Origin of the sequence: Amycolatopsis sp. NPDC058340, from assembly GCF_042723975.1 — a bacterium.
Lineage (GTDB): Bacteria > Actinomycetota > Actinomycetes > Mycobacteriales > Pseudonocardiaceae > Amycolatopsis.
Genome location: NZ_JBHXIB010000009.1, coordinates 77,741 through 96,061 on the forward strand (window position 1 = coordinate 77,741; position 18,321 = coordinate 96,061).

Below are 18,321 nucleotides of genomic sequence, written 5' to 3' on the forward strand. Positions count from 1 at the left end.
ATAAGGGAGGCATTCCGGGTACGGGAAGATTCACTCGTGACGGACAAGTACTTGGCGTACGGCAGGCTCATCCGCGACGGGAAGATCCTGTTCATCCGGCGGCAGCCGTCGTCGTTCCTGGGCGGCCGCTGGGAATTGCCGGGCGGGACCGTCGAGCCCGGCGAGCGACCGGCCGAGACCGTGGTCCGCGAGTTCGCCGAGGAGACCGGGCTGACCGTCCACGTCACCGGCGAACGCGGCACCCACAGCTGGGACGACGTCGCCGGCAGGCCGATGCGGATCCACGCCGCGGTGTACACGCTCGCCGAGAAGGATCCGGGCGAGGTCGTGCTCGACCCCGAGGAACACGACGCCTTCGTCTGGTGCGCCCGGGACGAGGCCGCGGGGCTCGATCTCGCGGAGCACTTCAGGCGAGCACTGGAGGACTGACTTCCAGACCGGGCTTCGGCCTGGTCCGCTCCGCCCAGCGGACGGCGGGCGCGGTGAGCGTCCCCGCCAGCAGGAACAACCCGCCCAGCACGACCCAGCCGACCGTCCCGCCGACCAGGATCAGCCCGGTCAGCAGTACCGGGCCGAGCATCCGGGCGATGGCCGTCCCCGCACCGAAAAGCCCTTGGTACTGCCCCTGTTTGCCGTCGGGCGCGAGACCGAAACCGATCTCCCAGGAACCCGCCGCCTGCGCCATCTCCCCCACCACCTGCAGCGCGGCCCCCGCGAGCAGGACCAGCGCCGCCGCCCACGCGGAATCGCCCATGGCGGAGAACGAGAAGATCAGGCAGGAGACGAAAAGCAGCAGCCCCGCGTACCGGACGTAGCGGGAGGCGCCGCGCAGGCCGGTCACGCCGCGCGCCACCCGTACCTGGAACACCACCACACTCGCCGTGTTGAGCACCAGCATCGCCGAGACCAGCCAGCTCGGCGCCGCGGTCCGGGTCGAGATCCACAGCGGGAGGACCAGGCTGAACAGCGGCATGTAAAGCAACATGATCATGTTGAGCAGCGCCAGAAGCGCGTACGGGCGATCGCGGAGGACGGCCACGGACGGCTCGCCCGCCCGCATGGGCACCGGAGCGACCGAAGGCACTTTGCGGAGCATGAGAGCCGCGGCGACGAAGGCCAGCGCGTCGACGACGAATACCGTCAGGAACGCCTCTCGTGTCCCGATCGCCAGCGCGATCCCGCCGAACGCCGCGCCGATCGCGATCCCCGCGTTGGACATCGCCTGCAACCGGGCGCGGAACGTGGTGCGCTCGGCGGGGCCGATCAGCCCGGCGAGCAGCGCCTGTCGTGCCGCGCCGAGACCGCATTGGAAACAGGCGTAGACACAGGCCGCGATCACGAACGCGTAGACCGAGCCCACGAAGAGGAACGCCGTGACCGACGCGGCCGTGCCCAGCGCGAGCAGGACGGCCGTGCCCTTCGGCCCGCGGCGGTCGGCCAGCTGCCCCAGCGCGACGCCGGCCACCGAGCCGACCGCCCAGCCCACGGTGAGGCCGAGTCCCACCTGCGCGGGCGAAAGCCCGACGATCAGCGTGAAGTACAAGGCCGAGCTGACGTAGTAGGCGCCGTCGCCGACGGAGCTGATCAGCTGGGCCGAGGTCAGTCGCTTCATACGCTCAAACTAAGCACCGGATTGGCCACATCCCAGCGCCAATATCCGTCAATCCGGTTGGGCCAATATAGGCTCGGCGCGTGCCGTTCCACATCAGCCTCGACGGGCACACCAACCTGGCCGCGCGGATCTACCGCCAGCTCCGCGACGGCATCCTCGACGGACGCCTGCGCGCGGGGGAACGCCTGCCGCCGACCAGGGAACTGGCCCGCGAGCTCGACGTCTCGCGCAACACCGTCGCGGTCGCCTACGAACGGCTGACCGCCGAAGGCTTCCTCGACAGCCACGTCGGACGCGGGACCTTCGTCAGCCCCGGTTTCGTGGCGCGTGCGAAGCGCGCCGCGCCCGCGGGCACCGGGGTGCGGCCCGTCGTGCGGTGGAGTTCGCCGCCGGGCCCCCTCGGTGAAGACCGGCCCGAGTTCGACTTCCGGGTCGGCGCCCCGGATCCGGCCCTGTTCCCGTTGCGGACCTGGCGACGGCTGGTCAGCCAGGCACTCCGGCCGTCACTGCTGCCGCCATCGGGGTACGCCGACCCCGCCGGGCTCGAAGCACTGCGGGTGGCGATCGCCCGGCATATCGGCGCCGCCCGATCCGTGCGAACCGGCGCCGAGGACGTCCTGGTCACCCAAGGCGCGCAACAGGCCCTCGACCTGATCGGCCGGGTCCTGATCGAACCAGGCACGCGTGTCGCCGTCGAAGACCCCGGTTATCCCCCGGCCGAGCGGCTTTTCACCGCACACGGCGCCCGGATCGCGAAAGTGCCGGTAGACGCCGAAGGCCTCGACGTCACCGCCCTGGCGAAGGGCACCCGTTTGATCTACACGACGCCCTCGCACCAGTTCCCGCTCGGCACGCCGATGTCACTCGCCAGGAGGACGGCGTTGCTGGCGTGGGCGGAGCGGAACGACGCGGTGATCATCGAGGACGACTACGACAGCGAGTACCGCTTCTCGGATCGGCCGCTCGAACCGCTCCAGAGCCTGGACCACGACGGGCGGGTGCTCTACGTCGGATCCTTCTCGAAGACCCTGCTTCCCTTGCTGCGTCTGGGTTTCCTCGTCGCGCCCGCCTCGCTGCGCCCGGCGTTGCGGCAGGCGAAGCAGCTCATGGACTGGCACGGCGACCTCGTCACGCAATCGGCGTTGGCGAGTTTCATCGACGAGGGGCTGCTCGCCCGCCACGTGCGCAAGGCCACCCGGGAGTATTCGGCGCGGCGGGACCGGATCCTGGCCTTCGTGCGCGACGAGCTGCGAGACTCGCTGGAGATCGTTCCTTCCAGCGCCGGGCTCCATCTGTGCGCGCCGGTCTCTCCACACGCGACGGTCACTGTGGACGGTGCGGTCGCCGAAGCGGCTCGGGCCGGGGTGGCCGTCGAAAGCCTGGCCAAGTACGGAGGTACGCGCGCCGGCGTGGTGATCGGCTACGGGCTGGTCGGTTCCGGCCGCATCGACGAGGGGCTCGCCCGGCTCGGGGAGTGCTTTTCCGGTGCCGGAATGCCCTGAACGGCCCTGTCATGACATCCGATCGCCACGGGACGCCGAAAACTGTCGTACCCCGGTGGTCTCCTCTTCCCAGGCGACAGCGGACCCGTCCGGGGCCGCGCGCGGAAGCAAGAGGAGGAAAGTCCCATGGCCGGAGAAACGGTGCTCACGGTGATCGGCAACCTGACGACCGACCCGGAGCTGAAGTTCACCCCGTCGGGAGCCGCGGTCGCGAACTTCACGGTCGCGTCGACACCGCGCGTCCTGGACCGCGCGAGCGGGGAATGGCGCGACGGAGACCCGCTGTTCCTGCGGTGCGCGTTGTGGAAGCAGGCCGCGGAGAACCTGGCCGAATCGCTCACCAGGGGCACCAGGGTGATCGTGCAGGGCAGGCTGAAACAGCGATCGTTCGAAACCAAGGAGGGCGAGAAACGCACGGTGGTGGAACTCGACGTCGACGAGATCGGCCCGTCGCTGCGGTACGCCACGGCGAAGGTGAACAAGGCGGGCCGGAGCTCGGCGGGCACGCCGTCGGACGGCGCGTGGGAACGAACGCCGGTGGCCGCCGGAAATCCGGAGCCGCCCTTCTGACGGGAGCACCGCGGCGAAGGGGCGCACCATGCCCGCGACCAGGGTTACAGTGGCGGAATGACCACCGAAACCCTGGAAAACGTCGAAGGCCGCGACATCGGCTCCGGAGTCTCGATCATCCGCGAACGGACCGCCGTCGACGGTTCCGGGCCGAGGCTGCACCAGCACCCGTATCGCGAAACCTTCGTCATCGTCCGCGGCCGGGCCAGGTTCACCATCGGCGACTCCGAACGCGAAGGCGGGGCGGGCGACGTCCTGGTCGTGCCCGCGCGGACCCCGCACAAGTTCGCCGTGATCGGCCCGGAGGTCTACGAAGCCGTCCACATCCACGAAAGCGACCATTTCATCACCGAATGGCTCGAGTAATTCTGTCGGACGCCAGAAACCCCTTCCCGGGCTAGAATCCGACGACGTGCTCGTGGCCGGGCGGGCACCCGAGGCGACGGGAACCGCGAACCGTGACCGACGTGGCGGACCGCAGCGGCGACAAGACCCGCCAGGTGGACAGATTCGACCAACGGCGCGCGCAGCTGGCGATGTCGGCACTGGTCACGTTGTCCGAACTGGGCTACGCGCGCACGAGCCTGCGGGAGATCGCGCAGAACTCCGAGTTCTCCCACGGGGTACTGCACTACTACTTCCGGAACAAGGCCGAGCTGATCACGTATTGCGTCAAGCAGTACAAGGCCGAATGCGTCACCCGGTACGACCGGATAGTCGAGACCGCGGAAACGGCAGAAGCCTTGAAGACGGCCTTCGGTGCCGCGACGGCCGCCACGCTGCGTGAAAACGCCCGGCTGCACCGGCTTTGGTACGACCTGCGCAACCAGAGCCTGTTCGAGAAGCTGTTCCAGGCCGATGTGCTCGCCATCGACGAAACACTCGAACTGATGATCTGGCGGGTCGTGTCCCGGTACGCGGAACTGCTGGGCAAGCCCACGGATTTCGCGCCATCGACGACGTACGCGCTCTTCGACGGCCTGTTCCAGCAAGGCCTGCTGAAACACCTCGCCGGCCGGGAGGACGCGGCGAGGTGCCTTCAGGAGTCGGTCGAGCAGGTGCTGGCGCGGCTCTTCACCACTTGATGGTCGGGTACCAGATGACGCCCGTCCGGCCGAGCACCCGCAGATCCCAGTACAGCAGCGTGAACGTGCCGGCGACCAGCAACGCGGCACCGGTCACCACGGCGATCCTGGTGGGCTTCGCGAGCATCCATCGCTGCGGCCGTCCGCCCGTGCCGTGGGTGAGCAACAGGAACAACAGCGCCATCACCAGGATGTTGCCGACCGATTGGAGGGCGAACGCGGCCGCGCCATAGAAGACGTTGTGGCTTTCGGCCGCGCTGCGGAACATCATCCGGAACAGCGGGAACGGCCTGCCGATCAGGAATCCGCCGATGAGCGCGCCCATCAGCACCAGCGGCGCGGGCGGGAACCGGCGGGTGAGGCCGGCGATCGGGTTGCGGACGACGCCGACGGAAGCCAGGCCCAGGACGATGAACACGATCCCGATCACGCCGTAGACGATCATCGACTGGATGTTCCGCGGCGTGAGCCCGCCCGGCGAGGAAACGGTCGAGAACTGCGGCATCCGGGTGCCCACGAGCGCGACGACGACGCCGTACACCACGGAAACCGTCAGCATCCCCGCCGCGATCCAGCCCAGGGGCTTCAAGGTGTCGCTGAACTTCGGCCGTCCGGTGGCTCCTCCGCCGACAAGCGGGGCGACGGCACCGAAGGCGGCGATGTTGCACGCGGTGAACGTTCCGGCGAGGCCCGAGACGAACGCGAAGAACGTTCCGGCCAGCACTCCGCCGATCGGGGTCGCCTTGGCGTCGTGCCCCAGGAGGGTGTTGGCGACGCTGTCGCCGATCACACTGTCCACAAAGGGCGCCGACCAGATCACCGTCAGCGCGAAGCCGGCGAGCACGGACCAGAGGACCACGCGCCATCTGTGTTCCGGATACGGCCCGGAGCCGAGGAAATGCGCTGGCGGGGAAACAGGAGCGCGTTCGGTCACGGACATTCGTACCTCCAGCGGCTGTTGGCTTCCCCCGCTGTTCATCGTTGTTCCGCCATCGGGGGCGCGCCACCTCCAAAGTGCCGATCTACCGTTGGTCCGACCGGCTCCGGGCAATCCGTTCGGCGAGTGGAGTGTCACCGGGTCTCGTGGGATCATCGTCGGACACGTACGGCCACTGAACCTGCGGAGGGCGATGGACTTCGACGAGGTCGCGGACGAGCTCTACGCCGGCGATCCGGCCGAGTTCGTAGCGGTGCGCAACCAGCGGGCGAAAGAGGCCAAGGCGGCGGGTGACGCGGCCTTGGCCGAGCGGATCCGCGCCCTGCGGAAGCCGACGCTCGCGGCCACGATCCTCAACCGCCGCGCCGGGTCCCCCGAGCTGGCGGAGCTGGCCAAGCTCGGCGACGAGCTCCGCAAGGCGCATTCGGCGCTCGCCGGTGAAGATCTGCGCAAACTCGCCCGGCGGCGCCAGGAGCTGGTGAACCGGATCCTGCGGGACGAACGGTCGATGAGCGAAGCCGTCAGCCGCGAAGTCGAAGCCACCCTCGAAGCCGTCGTGGCCGATCCCGAAGTGGCGGCGCTCGCCCTGGCCGGACGGCTGAGCAGCGGCGCGGACAGCTCCGGCGACCAATGGCTGACCAGTGGGTTCATCCCGCAACCGAAACGGAAATCCGCGCCGGAGCGCGCAAAGCCCGCCACGGTGTCGCATTTGGACGATCGGCGGAAGGCGAAGCGCGCGGCCGCCGAGAAAGCCGAACAGGAGCGGATCGACAAGGCCCGCGAAGAAGCCGAACGCGAACAGAAGCGGGTGGCGGAGTTCAACCGGCTCCGGCGCGAGGCGGCCGATCTCGCGAAGGCCCTCAAACAGGCCGAGATCGACCTTTCCCGCGCCGAACGCCGGGCCGAAAAGTCCACGGAGAAGGCGAACGACCTCCGGCGACGGCTCGCCGACGCCGAACTCGAGGAAGAGACGGCGAACGGTGAGACCGCGGCCGCGCAGACCGTCTTGGACGATCTGCGCGCCGAGGCCGGACGTATCGACGAAGCCCTCGAACAGTTCTAAGCCGGCTGACGTTCACGAAGCCGTGTGGCGGTCACCCGGCGTCCGTACGGCGTCTTGCCGCCCGGCTTGTACACCGACAGCACGGTCATGGTCACGTACATCGTCGTGGACACGATGATCGGATAGAACCCGTCCACGCGGCGTCCCATTTCCACGAACGCGCCGTCCACAGTGGACTCGGCCGCGGCGGCGAGCTCCCTCATCCCCGGCAGCAGGGAGAACAGGGTCAGCCCGGCGGCGATCAGGGTCAGCACGAGTTTGATCGCGACCCATTTGTACCGGATCAGTCCCCATTTCGTGCCGACGCTGAGCACGATCCCGCTGACCAGCGCGGTCATGCTCACCGGCAACAGCAGGTAGCCGCCGATCTGCTCCATCATGAGGATGGCGGCGTGCTGACGCCGCGCGTCGTCGGTGAACACGGAGGTGAAGGTCAGGACCGCGTTCACCATGGTGATCCCGAGCCAGCCGAGTGAAGAAACGACATGGACGACGAGGACGAGTTTCCGCCACCGCGGGGTGAGCGTCATCGGCGGTCGCCGCACTGTGGGAGTACTCATGCGACCAGTGTTTCGGCGGGCGGCGCTCCCGTCGTCCGTCGTGGAGCGGCACCTCGGCTACGTATCGCGGAGTACGAGCCCTCGGACGTACGCCGCCTGCCCGGCGTGCTGGAGATCGTCGGACAACACGCTGACCAGGCGAACCCCGAGGCTGACGGGCGGGTCCCACGCCTCGTCGACGATACGGTCGAGGTCGGCCTCGCCGAGTCCGGCGACCCAAGCCACCGTCGCCTCGTGCACCGCGTCGTAGTACCCGGTCAGCAGGTCGGCGGAGCCGACACGGACCGCCTCGACGTCCTCGGGGCGATGCCCGTAGCCGATGTCCGACACCGGGAAGGGCAGCCCGAAGCGGCCGGCCCAGTCCTGTGCGGTCCAGAGCTGCTCGGTGCCCATCAGACCGGCGACGTGATCGTCCTGCACCCGGGCCAGATGCCAGACCAGCCACGCGATCGTGTTCGCGCCCGGTGCCGGGCTCGCGATCAGCTGGTCGGCGTTCAGGCCCTCGACGGCGTCGTGCACGACCTCCCGGACGCGGCCGAACCCGTCGGCCACCACTTCGGCCAGTTTCATCGATTCCCCTTCCGGCGTCTCCGGCCCACGATGCCACCGCGAGGTGACCCCGGCCTTGCAACCTTGACTTATATAAGCCCAGGCCGTGATAGTTGCCGGATGCACGCGTTCGACGTCCTCGGTGATCCGGTGCGCCGCCGGATCCTGGAACTGCTGGCGGGCGGGGAACAGAGTTCCGGCGACGTGACCACGGTGGTCCGCGCCGAATTCGGGATCTCGCAGCCCGCGGTGTCCCAGCATCTGCGGGTCCTGCGCGAAAACGGCTTCACCACGGTCCGCGCCGAGGGCGCGCGGCGGCTGTACTCGGTCGATCCGGGTCCGCTCAAGGAGATCGACGGCTGGCTGGAGCAGTACCGGCGGTTCTGGACCGGTCCGCTCGACGCGCTCGCCACCGAGATCGCCCGCGGCCGTCGCGAACGCCGGAAGGCGGCCGAGGACTAGGCGCGCGGGGACTGTCGGACCCCGCCCCTAGAATCGTCCGGGTGGCAGCCCCCGACATCGGTACTTCGGAAGTCTCGGAAGTCTCGGAAGCTCTGGAAACGCTGAACCGCGTCTTCGGCTACGACGACTTCCGCGGCGACCAGCACGCCATCGTCGAACACGTCATCGCAGGCGGTGACGCGCTCGTCCTCATGCCCACCGGCGGCGGGAAGTCGCTGTGCTACCAGATCCCCGCGCTGGTCCGGCCGGGCGTCGGCGTGGTGATCTCGCCGCTGATCGCGTTGATGCAGGACCAGGTCGACGCGTTGCGCAACCTCGGCGTGCGCGCGGGGTTCCTGAACTCGACGCAGGATTACGCCGAGCGGAACCGGGTCGAGGCCGCGTTCCTCTCCGGCGAGCTGGACCTGCTGTACCTGGCACCGGAGCGGCTTTCGGTCGAATCGACGGTGCGCCTGCTCGACCGCGGCAAGATCTCGCTGTTCGCGATCGACGAGGCGCACTGCGTCTCCCAGTGGGGTCACGATTTCCGGCCCGATTACCTGATGCTGTCCGCGGTGCACGAGCGCTGGCCGGACGTGCCGAGGATCGCGCTCACCGCCACTGCCACCAAGGCGACGCACGCCGAAATCGCGTCCCGGCTCAACCTGGAGGACGCGCGGCATTTCGTCGCGAGCTTCGACCGGCCGAACATCCAGTACCGGATCGTCGGCAAGAACTCGCCGCAGCGGCAGCTTCTGGAGCTGCTGCGCACCGAGCACAAGGGCGACGCGGGGATCGTCTACTGCCTGTCGCGGAACTCGGTCGAGAAGACCGCGGACTTCCTGGTGGAGAACGGGATCCCGGCGGTGCCCTATCACGCCGGGCTCGACGCGCGAACCCGCGCGAAGCACCAGTCGCGGTTCCTGCGCGAGGACGGACTGATCGTCGTCGCGACGATCGCGTTCGGCATGGGCATCGACAAGCCCGACGTACGGTTCGTCGCGCACCTGGACCTGCCGAAGTCCGTCGAGGGTTACTACCAGGAGACCGGGCGCGCGGGCCGCGACGGGCTGCCGTCGACGGCGTGGCTGGCGTACGGGCTCCAGGACGTCGTGCAGCAGCGCAAGATGATCGACACCTCGGAGGGATCCGACGCGCACAAGCGGCAGCTGAGCGCCCATCTCAACGCGATGCTGGCGCTGTGCGAGACCGTCGAATGCCGCCGTGTGCAGGTGCTGAGCTACTTCGGGCAGCGGAGCGAGCCCTGCGGCAACTGCGACACCTGCCTGGCACCGCCGGAGACGTGGGACGGCACGATCCCGGCGCAGAAGCTCCTTTCGACCATCGTCCGGCTGCAGAACGAGCGGCGGCAGAAGTTCGGCGCCGGGCAGATCATCGACATCCTGCTCGGCAAGTCGACCCCGAAGGTGACCCAGCATCGGCACGACTCGTTGAAGGTCTTCGGGATCGGCACGGAGCTGAAGGAGCCCGAGTGGCGGGCCGTCGTGCGGCAGCTCCTGGCGCAGGGGCTCGCGGCGGTCGAGGGCGACTACGGCTCACTGGTGCTGACCGAGGGCAGCGCGGAGGTGCTGAACGGGACGCGAAAGGTCCAGCTGCGGCGCGAGCCGGAGCGGGCGGCGAAGGCCGCGGCCCGCTCCAGCGCGAAGAAGGCCGCGGCCGCCGACATGCCAGCCGAGGCGGCGCCGGTGTTCGAGCTGCTGCGGTCGTGGCGGGCCGCGGCGGCGAAGGAGCAGGGTGTGCCCGCGTACGTGATCTTCCACGACGCCACCCTGCGCCAGATCGCCACCAAACGGCCGTCCACGCTGCAGGAACTGGGCACCGTCAGCGGCGTCGGCGAGAACAAGCTCGCGAAGTACGGCGAGCAGATCCTCGAGACGCTCGCCGGGGCTTAGTGCTCGTAGGGCCGGCGCGGCGGCCGCCCGGTCATCCCGTCGACCTTGCGCACCGCGCCGTTGATCTGGCTGTGGTACTTGCCCTTGGTCTTGTGGTCGACGAAGGTCGCGGCCTTGTTCACGACCTTCGAGACCTTCTCGGGGTTCTTCCGCACGTAGGCGCGCACGGCCCCGGCGGTGCCGGCCAGGGCGGTCAACTTCCGCAGTAGAGGCACTGTGGTCCCTTTCCTCGGGGTCGTCTGGTTGTCCTGCTCAACGACCGGTGACCGCCCCAGGGTTCCCCGCGGCGAGCCGAATCACTCATTCCGCTGGAAAACGGGGCGCGCGCCGAGGGCCACGGCCACTAAATTCGTGCTCATGCGGGATCTTTCGCTGCTGCCCAAGGCCCATCTGCACGTCCACCTCGAGAGCACCATCCGGCCGGACACGCTCCGTGACATCGGCGAGGCGAACGGCATCGTCGTACCCGCGGAGCAGCCCGTCTTCGACGGATTCCGCGCGTTCGGTGACTACAACGGGCTGCTGCGGTCCTGCCTGCGCAGACCGGAGGACTTCGAACGGGTGGCGCGTGAGTTCTGCGAGGACCAGGTCGCGGACGGCGTCCGCTACGCCGAGGTCACCTTCACCGCGGCTTCGCACGGCGAACGGCTTGGCGAGCCGGACATGCCGCTGGCATCCGTCCTCAAAGGACTGTCGGCGGGTGCCGCCGAGTACGGGCTCCACTGGCGGGTGATCCTGGACCATTCGCGCCGTCGTCCGGTCGAACGCGCCCGGCTCACTCTCGACCTCGCTCGCCGGTACGCCCCGGACGGGGTGTTCGCGATCGGTCTCGCCGGGGAGGAGAAGTACCCGCTCGCGCCGTTCGCCGGGATCTGCGACGAGGCCGAGGAGGCGGGGCTGCACCTGATCCACCACGCCGGGGAGGACGCCGGCCCGGCCAGCATCCGCGAGGCGCTGGAAGTCGGGCACAGCGAACGGATCGGCCACGGCATCCGGATCCTGGAGGACGTCGCGCTCGTCGCCGAAGTGCGGGAACGCGGTATAGCGCTCGAGGTCTGCCCCTCGTCGAACGTGACGCTCGGTCTCGTGCCGTCCTTCGAGGAGCACCCGCTCCCCCGGCTGGTCGACGCCGGGCTCGTGGTCACCCTCAGCACCGACGTCCCTTCGATCACCGGGACGACGCTGACCGACGAGTTCCTCCGCACCCGGGAGGCGTTCGCCTACCACGATCACGCGCTCGCCGGGCTCGCCCGCGCGTCCGTCGACGCGTCCTTCGCTCCCGCCGAAATCAAGCGTTCCCTCCACGCCGAGATCGACGCCTGGCTCGCCTGACGCCGCGGACCTGGACACCCGCGGCGTCGATGAAGGCGTCGAGGGCCTGCTGACACCGCTCTTCGTGCCCCGCCAGTTCGGCGTGGTCCGCCGCATCCCGGATCGCACCACAGTGTTCGAACGCGACATCGGCGAGCGCCACCAGCTCCGGATCGCCGGTGAGCAGCGCCACCCGGAAGCGGGCGTGGTCCGCCGCGGCGCCGAGAACGTCGGATTCGGTGAACGCGGCGCGCAGATCCTCGTCGTCGGCGGCGGCACGCCGTCGGAGAAGCCACAGGCTGACGGCACCACGGCGGAGCCCGGTGATCGCGCCCGCGAAGTCGACACAGGCTTCCGTCCGGTCCTGGCGGAGTCGTTCGTCTCGGGTGAATCGCTCGGTGCGAGCGGTGTTGAGCCGCTGGAACAAGAAGGTCGACGTCGAGCCGAGCAGGGTCCCGGCCACGGCGATGAGGCTGGTGAGCCACGCGTTCATCCGGCGGAGTCTGCCATGCCGGGGAACGCCTCGTGCCCGGACAGCGGGCACGAGGCGTCCGGGGTCAGCCGGTCGGGAAGTCGTCCGGGGTGCGGATGCGGTCCCGCACCCAGACCCCGGCGGGCTTCAGCATCGAAGTGCCGGTGAAGGAGTTCCCGGCGCAGGTTCCGGTCTTGAACACGGCACCGGAGCGGAAGTCGTCGGAGAAGTTCCAGTTCGTCCAGCCGATCTTCTTGGCGGCCAGCAGATCCAGGTACTTCTGCGAGTAGGTGAAGTCGTTCCCGCCGTCACCCGTGTAGGTCTGGGTGCCGAATTCCGTGACGAACACCGGGAGCTTGTCGGCCGTCCGCGCCAGCGCGTCGTAGTGCTCGTCCTGGTGCGACGCGGCGTAGAAGTGGAACGTGTACATGATGTTGGTGGCGTTGACGGGGTCGTTCAGGATGTCGGTCTCGTCGCGCTGATCGGAGACGCCGAAGGTCGACCAGCCGTGCGTGCCGAGGAAGACGACGCTGTCCGGGTCCTGGGCCCGGATCACCGGGATGACCTCTTCGGCGTACCGCTTGACGTCCGCCCAGCTGACGCCGTTCGGTTCGTTCGCGACGTCGTAGATGATGTTGACCTTGTCCTTGTGCCGCTGGGCGATCTCGGTGAAGAAGGTCTTCGCGAGGTCGGTGTTCACGTTCGGGTCGCCCGGGTCGAGCTGGTGCCAGTCGACGAGGACGTACATCCCACGTTTCGTCGCCTCTTCGATGTAGTTGTGCATCATGTCGGTGAATTTGCGCGGGTTGCTCTCGTAACCGTCGTCCTGGATGTACATGGCGACACGCAGGATGTCGGCCTTCCAGTCGTTGGCGAGCGCGTCCAGCGAGGCGGTTTTCACGCATTGGCTGTACCACTGGATCCCGTGCGTGCTCATGCCCCGCAGCTGGATGGGCTTGCCGTACTGGTTGCACAGTTTGACGCCGCACACGTGGAGCTTCCCGTTGATGGACACCGGTGTCCCGGTACCCGATCCGCCGCCGACTTCGACCGACAGCGAGTCCGCGTTGGGGCCGCCGTTCGACGTGACGGCGGTGGTGCGGATCTTGTTGCTGCCCGCGGCCAGGTTGACCGTGGTGGTCACGGTGCGCCAGGTCGTCCACGCGCCGGTGCCGGGGAATCCGAGGTCGTCGACGGCGATGGAGCCGTTGACGGTGATGTCGAGCGGGCGGTTGGCGGTGGTGCCGTTGGCGTAGCGGAAGGTCAGCGTGTGCTGTCCCGCCTGCGCCGCGTTGACGGTGTACTCGACGTGACTACCGGTGACGTTGTCGTAGTTGACGAAGCCGGATCCGGTGAAACCGGTGTGATTCGATTCGACCGCGCCGCGCGAGATCGTCGCGTCCTCGGACTCGTATCGGACGGGAGCCGCGGAAACGGCCTGGGCGGAGATCGGGACCGAGGCGGCCGCGAGCACCGTGACCAGCGCCGCCCGCCATCTTGGGCGTACCACTTTGTGCCTCCTTCAGAAGCGTCGTTGCGTTCCGTGGAGCAGGGGCGCGGCGAGCCCTTGTTAAGAAACCTTCCTAACGCGGACTAGTCTCGCCATCCGGATGAAGCGCTGTCAACAGGGCAAACGGGGCGATCGCACCCCGCGTTCAGTCCTCTACTTGCGGTAGTTGCACGCGCAAGGACCGCATTCAGAGGACGAAATGCGGGGGGTGGGCCGGGTCACCCGGACGGCGGGCCACACAAGTTCTCCACATTCGTCACGTACCGTGGAACCGGTGACCGCTTCGTCCCCTTCGACACTGGATCTCATGGACCAGTGGCAACCGCCGCCCAGGAAACGTGGCCCGCGTGGCTGCGTGATGCTCGCGCTCCTGGTCGTCGGCGCCTTGGTCGCCGGTGCCGTCTGGGTCGTGATCAGCCTCAACGACCGTGAGCCGGTGCCGGTCAAACCGCAATTCGAGGTCCCCGCGCTCAAGCCCGCCCCGCGTTCGGCCATCCCCGGCGACGCCGGACCGCTGCCCGCGGAGCCCGCGAAAGACGCCTGGATCGCGAAGGTGTCGGAGAACACGGACATCCCCTCACGCGCGCTGCGGGCGTACGTGAACGCCGCCGAGAAGACCGCGAAGACCACTCCACGGTGCGAAATCACCTGGGCGACCATCGCCGGGATCGGCCGGACCGAGTCACAGCACGCCCGGCACGACGGTTCCCGCGCCGGCGAGGACGGTGTCGTGACGCCGCCGATCATCGGCATCCCGCTGGACGGCTCCCCCGGGGTACTGGCGGTCGTCGACACCGACAAGGGCGCCCTCGACGGCGACCCGAAATGGGACCGCGCGGTCGGGCCGATGCAGTTCCTGCCCGCCACCTGGAAGCGGTACGGCCTCCGCGCGAGCGGCGACGGCGCCGCGCCGGACCCGCAGAACATCGACGACGCGGCGCTGACGACCGCGCGGTACATGTGCGCGCGGGGCGGCGACCTCGGCGACCCCGCCGGCTGGTGGAGCGCGGTGCTGACCTACAACAACTCCACCCAGTACGGGCAGGAAGTGTTCAGCAACGCCGACGCGTACGGGAAAGCGGCGCTAAAGCCTTAAGCAGGCAAGAGGCGCGTCACCAACCGGGTCAGCTGGTGCACGTTCCGGCATTCGTACATCTCGACGACCTCCGCGTAGGCGTGCGCCTCGGAGTCTCCGGTGGACCACAGCGCGGTCCGCTCGGGATTGAGCCAGTACGTATGCCTTGCCGCGGAAGCGATCCCGCGCACCGCCTCGAGGTTCGGGTCACCGCCGTTGGTCCTGGCGTCCCCGAGGATGAGCAGGGATGTCTTGGGCCCCACGGCATCCGAGTAGCGCTCGACGAACTCGCCGAGCGCGTGCCCGTAGTCGCTGTGCCCGTCCCAGCGGGTCAGTTCCGCGTCGGCGAGGATACGCGCGCCGAGGTCTTCGGGATCGGCGGCGCCGGTGTCGACGAGGTGGGTGATCTCGTCGCAGGCGTCGATGAACGCGAACACGCGCACCTTGCTGAACTGGTCACGTAGGGCCTGCACCAGCAGCATGGTGAAATTCGCGAAACCGGCCACCGACCCCGACATGTCGCACAGCAGCACGATTTCCGGCCTTCCCGGCCGGTGCCGCCGGTATGACGGTCGCATCGGGACGCCGCCGGTGGACAGCGAGCGCCGCAGCGTCCGCCGCAGGTCGATCTGCCCGCGCGCGTGCCTCCGTCGCCGGGCTGCCAGCCGGGTGGCGAGTTTGCGCGACAACGGCTGGACGACGCGGCGGAGTTCGGCGAGCTGTGCCCGGCTGGCGAGCAGGAAGTCGACGCGATCGGCGGCCGGCGGCACCGCGTGCCGCGAAACCCGTTCCCTGCCACGGACTTCCGCCACGCGCCGCCGTGCCTCGGTCCGCACGAGACCACGGAAGCCTTCGACGCGGCGGCGGACGTCGTCGCGGTCCAGCCGGTCGGTGAAATCGTCCACACCGCCCGCGCGGATCGCTTCGAGCACGCGGACGACGAGTGTCTGCGGCTGAAGCCGTTCCAGTGTCTGGTGCGCCGACCAGCCGCCGCTCCCCGCGGTGCCGCCGTACTCCCCCAGCATGTCGACGGCGAGCCCGGCCAGCTGCGTCAGCTCCGGCTGGTCGTTCGCCGCGAGCGCGGTGGCGAGGCGGTCGCGCAACGCGGCCAGATCGTCGACGGGGTCCTGCGCCGGCGCGCCGACGCCGAGCGGGAAGTAGATGTCGAAGGTCGCGTCGAACACGGCACGCTGGCCGCCGCGCCGGACCAGCGCCGCCGCGAGCCCTTCCCGCATCTGCTCGCGAGAGGCGAGACCCAGCACTTCGAGTGCCGCGGCGGCGTCGACCGTCTCGCTGGGCCCGGCCGGAATCCCGTGTTCCCGCAACGCTTCCACGAATTCGACGAGCCTGCCCGGCACGCCGCTCACGAGTCGAGGACCTTGCCGAGTTCCAGCCGCGCGTCCGCCTTCACGACGTCGTCCTGGTGTTTGAGGATGACGCCGAGGCTCGCGCGGACGACGTCCTCGCCGAGGCTGTCCGCGCCGAGCGCCAGCAGGGTCCGCGCCCAGTCGATGGTTTCGGCGACCGACGGCGCCTTCCGCAGTTCCATCGCCCGCAGCGCGGTGATCACCTTGACCACGGACGCGGCGAGCGCGTCGTCGACTCCCGGCACCTTGAGCCGCACGATGCGCTGCTCCAGCGCCGCGTCGGGGAAATCGATGTGCAGGAACAGGCACCGGCGGCGCAGCGCCTCGGAAAGCTCGCGCGTCGCGTTGGAGGTCAGCACGACGAACGGTTTGCGCCCAGCGGTGATGGTGCCGAGTTCCGGGACAGTGATCTGGAAGTCGCCGAGCACCTCAAGCAGCAGCCCCTCGATCTCGACGTCGGCCTTGTCGGTCTCGTCGATGAGCAGGACGGTCGGCTCGTCACCCTTGATCGCCGTCAGCAGGGGCCTGGCCAGCAGGAACTCTTCACCGAAGATGTCGTTGCGGGCTTCGTCCCAGGTCTCGTCCTTGCCGGCGGTGATCCGGAGAAGCTGCTTCGCGTGGTTCCACTCGTACAGCGCGCGGGACTCGTCGACGCCTTCGTAGCACTGCAACCGCACGAGCCGGGAGCCGCTCGCCTGCGCGACCGCCTTCGCCAGCTCGGTCTTGCCGACCCCCGCGGGGCCCTCGATCAGCAACGGCTTGCCGAGGGCGTCCGCGAGGAACACCGTGGTGGCGACGGCCGCGGAGGCCAGGTAGCCGGTGTCGGCGAGCTTCGCCGTCACGTCTTCGACGGAAGTGAAGTACCCGGTCCCAGCCACGCGGCCTCCCAGCTCGATCGCCTACCCGGCCGACTCTACGTCGCGGATCCGCTTCGGCAGGAGGAACCCGACCGCGAAGGTGAGCATCACCATCACCGCGACCACCCAGAACGTCCGCTGGGCCGCGTCGGTCGGATCGGCGGTCCCGGCGTCGAAGAACACCGTGCCCAGCAGCGCCAGCCCCAGCGCACCGCCGACCTGCTGGAGCGACGTCAGCGCGCCCGACGCCGAGCCTGCCTCCGACGGTTCCACCCCGGACAGCGCGATCTCGAAGTACGGCCCCATGATCAGCCCGGAACCGATCCCGACCACCAGCAACGCGGGCGCGATCTGCCACGGGCCGGTCTCCGGGCCGAGGAGCAGTAGCAACGCGACCACGCCGGCGGTCATGATGAGCGCGCCGGTGTGCAGCACCTTCCGGCCGTGTTCGCGCACCGCCTGCACCAGCCCCATCCCGACGATCATCCCCAGCGACATCGGCACCCCGGTCAGCCCGGCCTTGAGCGGCGAGAAACCGAGCCCGAGCTGCAGGTACAGCGTGAACACCAGGCCGAAGCCGGAGAACGCCGCGAAGTAGATCGTCCCGGTCGCCATCCCGGCGAGGAAGCTGCGCTTGCGGAACAGGCTCGGCTCGACCAGCGGGTCACCGCCGCGACGGCTCTTGCGCCTTTCGAACCACGCGAACACGCCGAACACCACGACCGCGGCGGCCATCATCGCGAACGTCCACAGCGGCCAGTCGTACTCGCGGCCCTGCACCAGCGGGAAGACGATCAGCAGCGCACCGGTAGTCGCGAGCAGCGCGCCGGGGATGTCGAGGGTGAGCGAGCCGCCGGGACGGGACTCGGGCAGGTACTTCAGCGCGGCGAGCACGGCCAGCGCGCCGATCGGGAGGTTGATCAGGAAGATCATCCGCCAGCCGGTGCCGAAGAGGTCGGCGTCGACCAGCCAGCCCGCGAGGATCGGGCCGCCGACCGCGGCGAGCCCCATCACCGGGCCGAACATACCGAACGCGGACTGCAATTCCTTGCCCGCGAACATCTCCTTCATCATGCCGAGGCCCTGCGGCACCATCGCGGCGCCGAAGAGACCCTGCACCACCCGCGCGGTGATGATCATCTCGGGGTTCACCGCGATCGCGCAGAGCAGCGAACCGGCGACGAAACCGATCGCGCCGATGAGGAACATGCGTTTGCGGCCGAAGATGTCGCCGAGCCGCCCGCCGGTGAGCAGGCCGGACACCATCGCGAGGGTGTAGGCCACGCCGAGCCACTGGATCATCGCCGTCCCGCCGCCGAGCGACTCACGCATGACCGGTCCGGCGATGCTCGTGACCGTCATGTCGAGCAGTTCCATCACCGATCCGGTCAGGATCACGAACAGCGCGGGCCAGCGCCAGCGGTAGGACTTCTCCACGTTTTCCGTGGTCACACCGCTCGGGGTGTCCAGTGTCATCGTCATGGGAACAACGCTAAA

General features: G+C 69.0%; 20 protein-coding genes. 10 read left to right on the plus strand and 10 right to left on the minus strand.

Translation table 11 applies throughout. The annotated features are described in order from the left end of the window. The first annotated feature begins 36 nt into the window (after positions 1 to 36). Positions 37 to 429 carry an NUDIX hydrolase gene (locus tag ACFWIW_RS14335; protein ID WP_378368843.1) on the plus strand — a complete coding sequence of 131 codons (393 nt, stop codon included), beginning with the start codon at positions 37 to 39 and terminating at the stop codon, positions 427 to 429. Here ACFWIW_RS14335 and ACFWIW_RS14340 read toward each other — a convergent pair. Beyond that, positions 407 to 1,612, minus strand: coding sequence for an MFS transporter (locus ACFWIW_RS14340; protein WP_378368844.1), 1,206 nt, complete (start codon positions 1,610 to 1,612; stop codon positions 407 to 409). The genes ACFWIW_RS14335 and ACFWIW_RS14340 overlap by 23 nt on opposite strands. Before the next feature lie 80 nt (positions 1,613 to 1,692). On the opposite strand from ACFWIW_RS14340, the gene ACFWIW_RS14345 reads away from it, so the two are divergent. The 4 genes from ACFWIW_RS14345 (at position 1,693) to ACFWIW_RS14360 (ending at position 4,769) form a co-directional block, all read left to right on the plus strand. Continuing rightward, positions 1,693 to 3,114: a PLP-dependent aminotransferase family protein gene (locus ACFWIW_RS14345; RefSeq protein WP_378368845.1), complete on the plus strand. Its 1,422-nt coding sequence runs from the start codon at positions 1,693 to 1,695 to the stop codon at positions 3,112 to 3,114. 126 nt (positions 3,115 to 3,240) lie between these two features. Then, positions 3,241 to 3,684: a single-stranded DNA-binding protein gene (locus tag ACFWIW_RS14350; RefSeq protein WP_016335879.1), complete on the plus strand. Its 444-nt coding sequence runs from the start codon at positions 3,241 to 3,243 to the stop codon at positions 3,682 to 3,684. A gap of 57 nt (positions 3,685 to 3,741) precedes the next feature. Next, positions 3,742 to 4,050, plus strand: a complete 309-nt coding sequence (locus ACFWIW_RS14355; protein ID WP_378368846.1) for a cupin domain-containing protein — start codon at positions 3,742 to 3,744, stop codon at positions 4,048 to 4,050. Positions 4,051 to 4,142: 92 nt separating this feature from the next. Beyond that, entirely contained in the window at positions 4,143 to 4,769 is a 627-nt protein-coding gene (locus ACFWIW_RS14360) for a TetR/AcrR family transcriptional regulator (protein WP_378368847.1), read from the plus strand. Here the strand turns inward: ACFWIW_RS14360 and ACFWIW_RS14365 are convergent. After that, complete coding sequence (locus tag ACFWIW_RS14365; protein ID WP_378368848.1) at positions 4,759 to 5,709, minus strand: hypothetical protein; 951 nt, start codon at positions 5,707 to 5,709, stop codon at positions 4,759 to 4,761. The genes ACFWIW_RS14360 and ACFWIW_RS14365 overlap by 11 nt on opposite strands. Before the next feature lie 190 nt (positions 5,710 to 5,899). Here ACFWIW_RS14365 and ACFWIW_RS14370 point away from each other — a divergent pair, with 190 nt between their 5' ends. After that, the gene (locus ACFWIW_RS14370) at positions 5,900 to 6,769 is read left to right on the plus strand and encodes a hypothetical protein (protein ID WP_378368849.1); all 870 of its coding nucleotides are present in this window, start codon (positions 5,900 to 5,902) and stop codon (positions 6,767 to 6,769) included. Here ACFWIW_RS14370 and ACFWIW_RS14375 read toward each other — a convergent pair. Together ACFWIW_RS14375 and ACFWIW_RS14380 are read right to left on the minus strand one after the other, a co-directional pair. After that, a complete protein-coding gene (locus ACFWIW_RS14375) occupies positions 6,766 to 7,329 on the minus strand; it encodes a hypothetical protein (RefSeq protein WP_378368850.1) in 564 nt (187 codons plus the stop codon). The genes ACFWIW_RS14370 and ACFWIW_RS14375 overlap by 4 nt on opposite strands. A gap of 57 nt (positions 7,330 to 7,386) precedes the next feature. Then, positions 7,387 to 7,899 (minus strand): DinB family protein, encoded by a 513-nt coding sequence (locus ACFWIW_RS14380; RefSeq protein ID WP_378368851.1) that lies wholly within the window; start codon positions 7,897 to 7,899, stop codon positions 7,387 to 7,389. Positions 7,900 to 7,998: 99 nt separating this feature from the next. Here ACFWIW_RS14380 and ACFWIW_RS14385 point away from each other — a divergent pair, with 99 nt between their 5' ends. Beyond that, positions 7,999 to 8,340, plus strand: coding sequence for a helix-turn-helix transcriptional regulator (locus tag ACFWIW_RS14385; RefSeq protein ID WP_016335887.1), 342 nt, complete (start codon positions 7,999 to 8,001; stop codon positions 8,338 to 8,340). A 41-nt stretch (positions 8,341 to 8,381) separates the two neighbouring features. Further along, positions 8,382 to 10,232, plus strand: a complete 1,851-nt coding sequence (gene recQ / locus ACFWIW_RS14390; protein ID WP_378368852.1) for a DNA helicase RecQ — start codon at positions 8,382 to 8,384, stop codon at positions 10,230 to 10,232. Here the strand turns inward: recQ and ACFWIW_RS14395 are convergent. Next, entirely contained in the window at positions 10,229 to 10,447 is a 219-nt protein-coding gene (locus tag ACFWIW_RS14395) for an antitoxin (RefSeq protein ID WP_063276581.1), read from the minus strand. The genes recQ and ACFWIW_RS14395 overlap by 4 nt on opposite strands. Before the next feature lie 142 nt (positions 10,448 to 10,589). On the opposite strand from ACFWIW_RS14395, the gene add reads away from it, so the two are divergent. Further along, positions 10,590 to 11,564 (plus strand): adenosine deaminase, encoded by a 975-nt coding sequence (add, locus tag ACFWIW_RS14400; protein ID WP_378368853.1) that lies wholly within the window; start codon positions 10,590 to 10,592, stop codon positions 11,562 to 11,564. Here add and ACFWIW_RS14405 read toward each other — a convergent pair. Beyond that, the gene (locus ACFWIW_RS14405) at positions 11,521 to 12,036 is read right to left on the minus strand and encodes a hypothetical protein (protein ID WP_378368854.1); all 516 of its coding nucleotides are present in this window, start codon (positions 12,034 to 12,036) and stop codon (positions 11,521 to 11,523) included. The two genes, add and ACFWIW_RS14405, sit on opposite strands and share 44 nt — an antisense overlap. 64 nt (positions 12,037 to 12,100) lie before the next feature. Then, a complete protein-coding gene (locus tag ACFWIW_RS14410) occupies positions 12,101 to 13,525 on the minus strand; it encodes a cellulase family glycosylhydrolase (protein ID WP_378368855.1) in 1,425 nt (474 codons plus the stop codon). 274 nt (positions 13,526 to 13,799) lie between these two features. Between ACFWIW_RS14410 and ACFWIW_RS14415 the strand changes: the two genes are divergently transcribed. Beyond that, positions 13,800 to 14,621 (plus strand): murein transglycosylase, encoded by an 822-nt coding sequence (locus ACFWIW_RS14415; RefSeq protein ID WP_378368856.1) that lies wholly within the window; start codon positions 13,800 to 13,802, stop codon positions 14,619 to 14,621. Here ACFWIW_RS14415 and ACFWIW_RS14420 read toward each other — a convergent pair. The 3 genes from ACFWIW_RS14420 to ACFWIW_RS14430 are packed head-to-tail and all read right to left on the minus strand — an operon-like array spanning position 14,618 to position 18,306. Beyond that, positions 14,618 to 15,967: a VWA domain-containing protein gene (locus ACFWIW_RS14420; protein WP_378368857.1), complete on the minus strand. Its 1,350-nt coding sequence runs from the start codon at positions 15,965 to 15,967 to the stop codon at positions 14,618 to 14,620. The genes ACFWIW_RS14415 and ACFWIW_RS14420 overlap by 4 nt on opposite strands. Beyond that, positions 15,964 to 16,845: a MoxR family ATPase gene (locus ACFWIW_RS14425; protein WP_005155088.1), complete on the minus strand. Its 882-nt coding sequence runs from the start codon at positions 16,843 to 16,845 to the stop codon at positions 15,964 to 15,966. Before ACFWIW_RS14425 ends, ACFWIW_RS14420 begins: the two co-directional genes overlap by 4 nt. Before the next feature lie 21 nt (positions 16,846 to 16,866). Continuing rightward, positions 16,867 to 18,306 carry an MFS transporter gene (locus ACFWIW_RS14430; RefSeq protein ID WP_378368858.1) on the minus strand — a complete coding sequence of 480 codons (1,440 nt, stop codon included), beginning with the start codon at positions 18,304 to 18,306 and terminating at the stop codon, positions 16,867 to 16,869. Positions 18,307 to 18,321 lie beyond the last annotated feature (15 nt).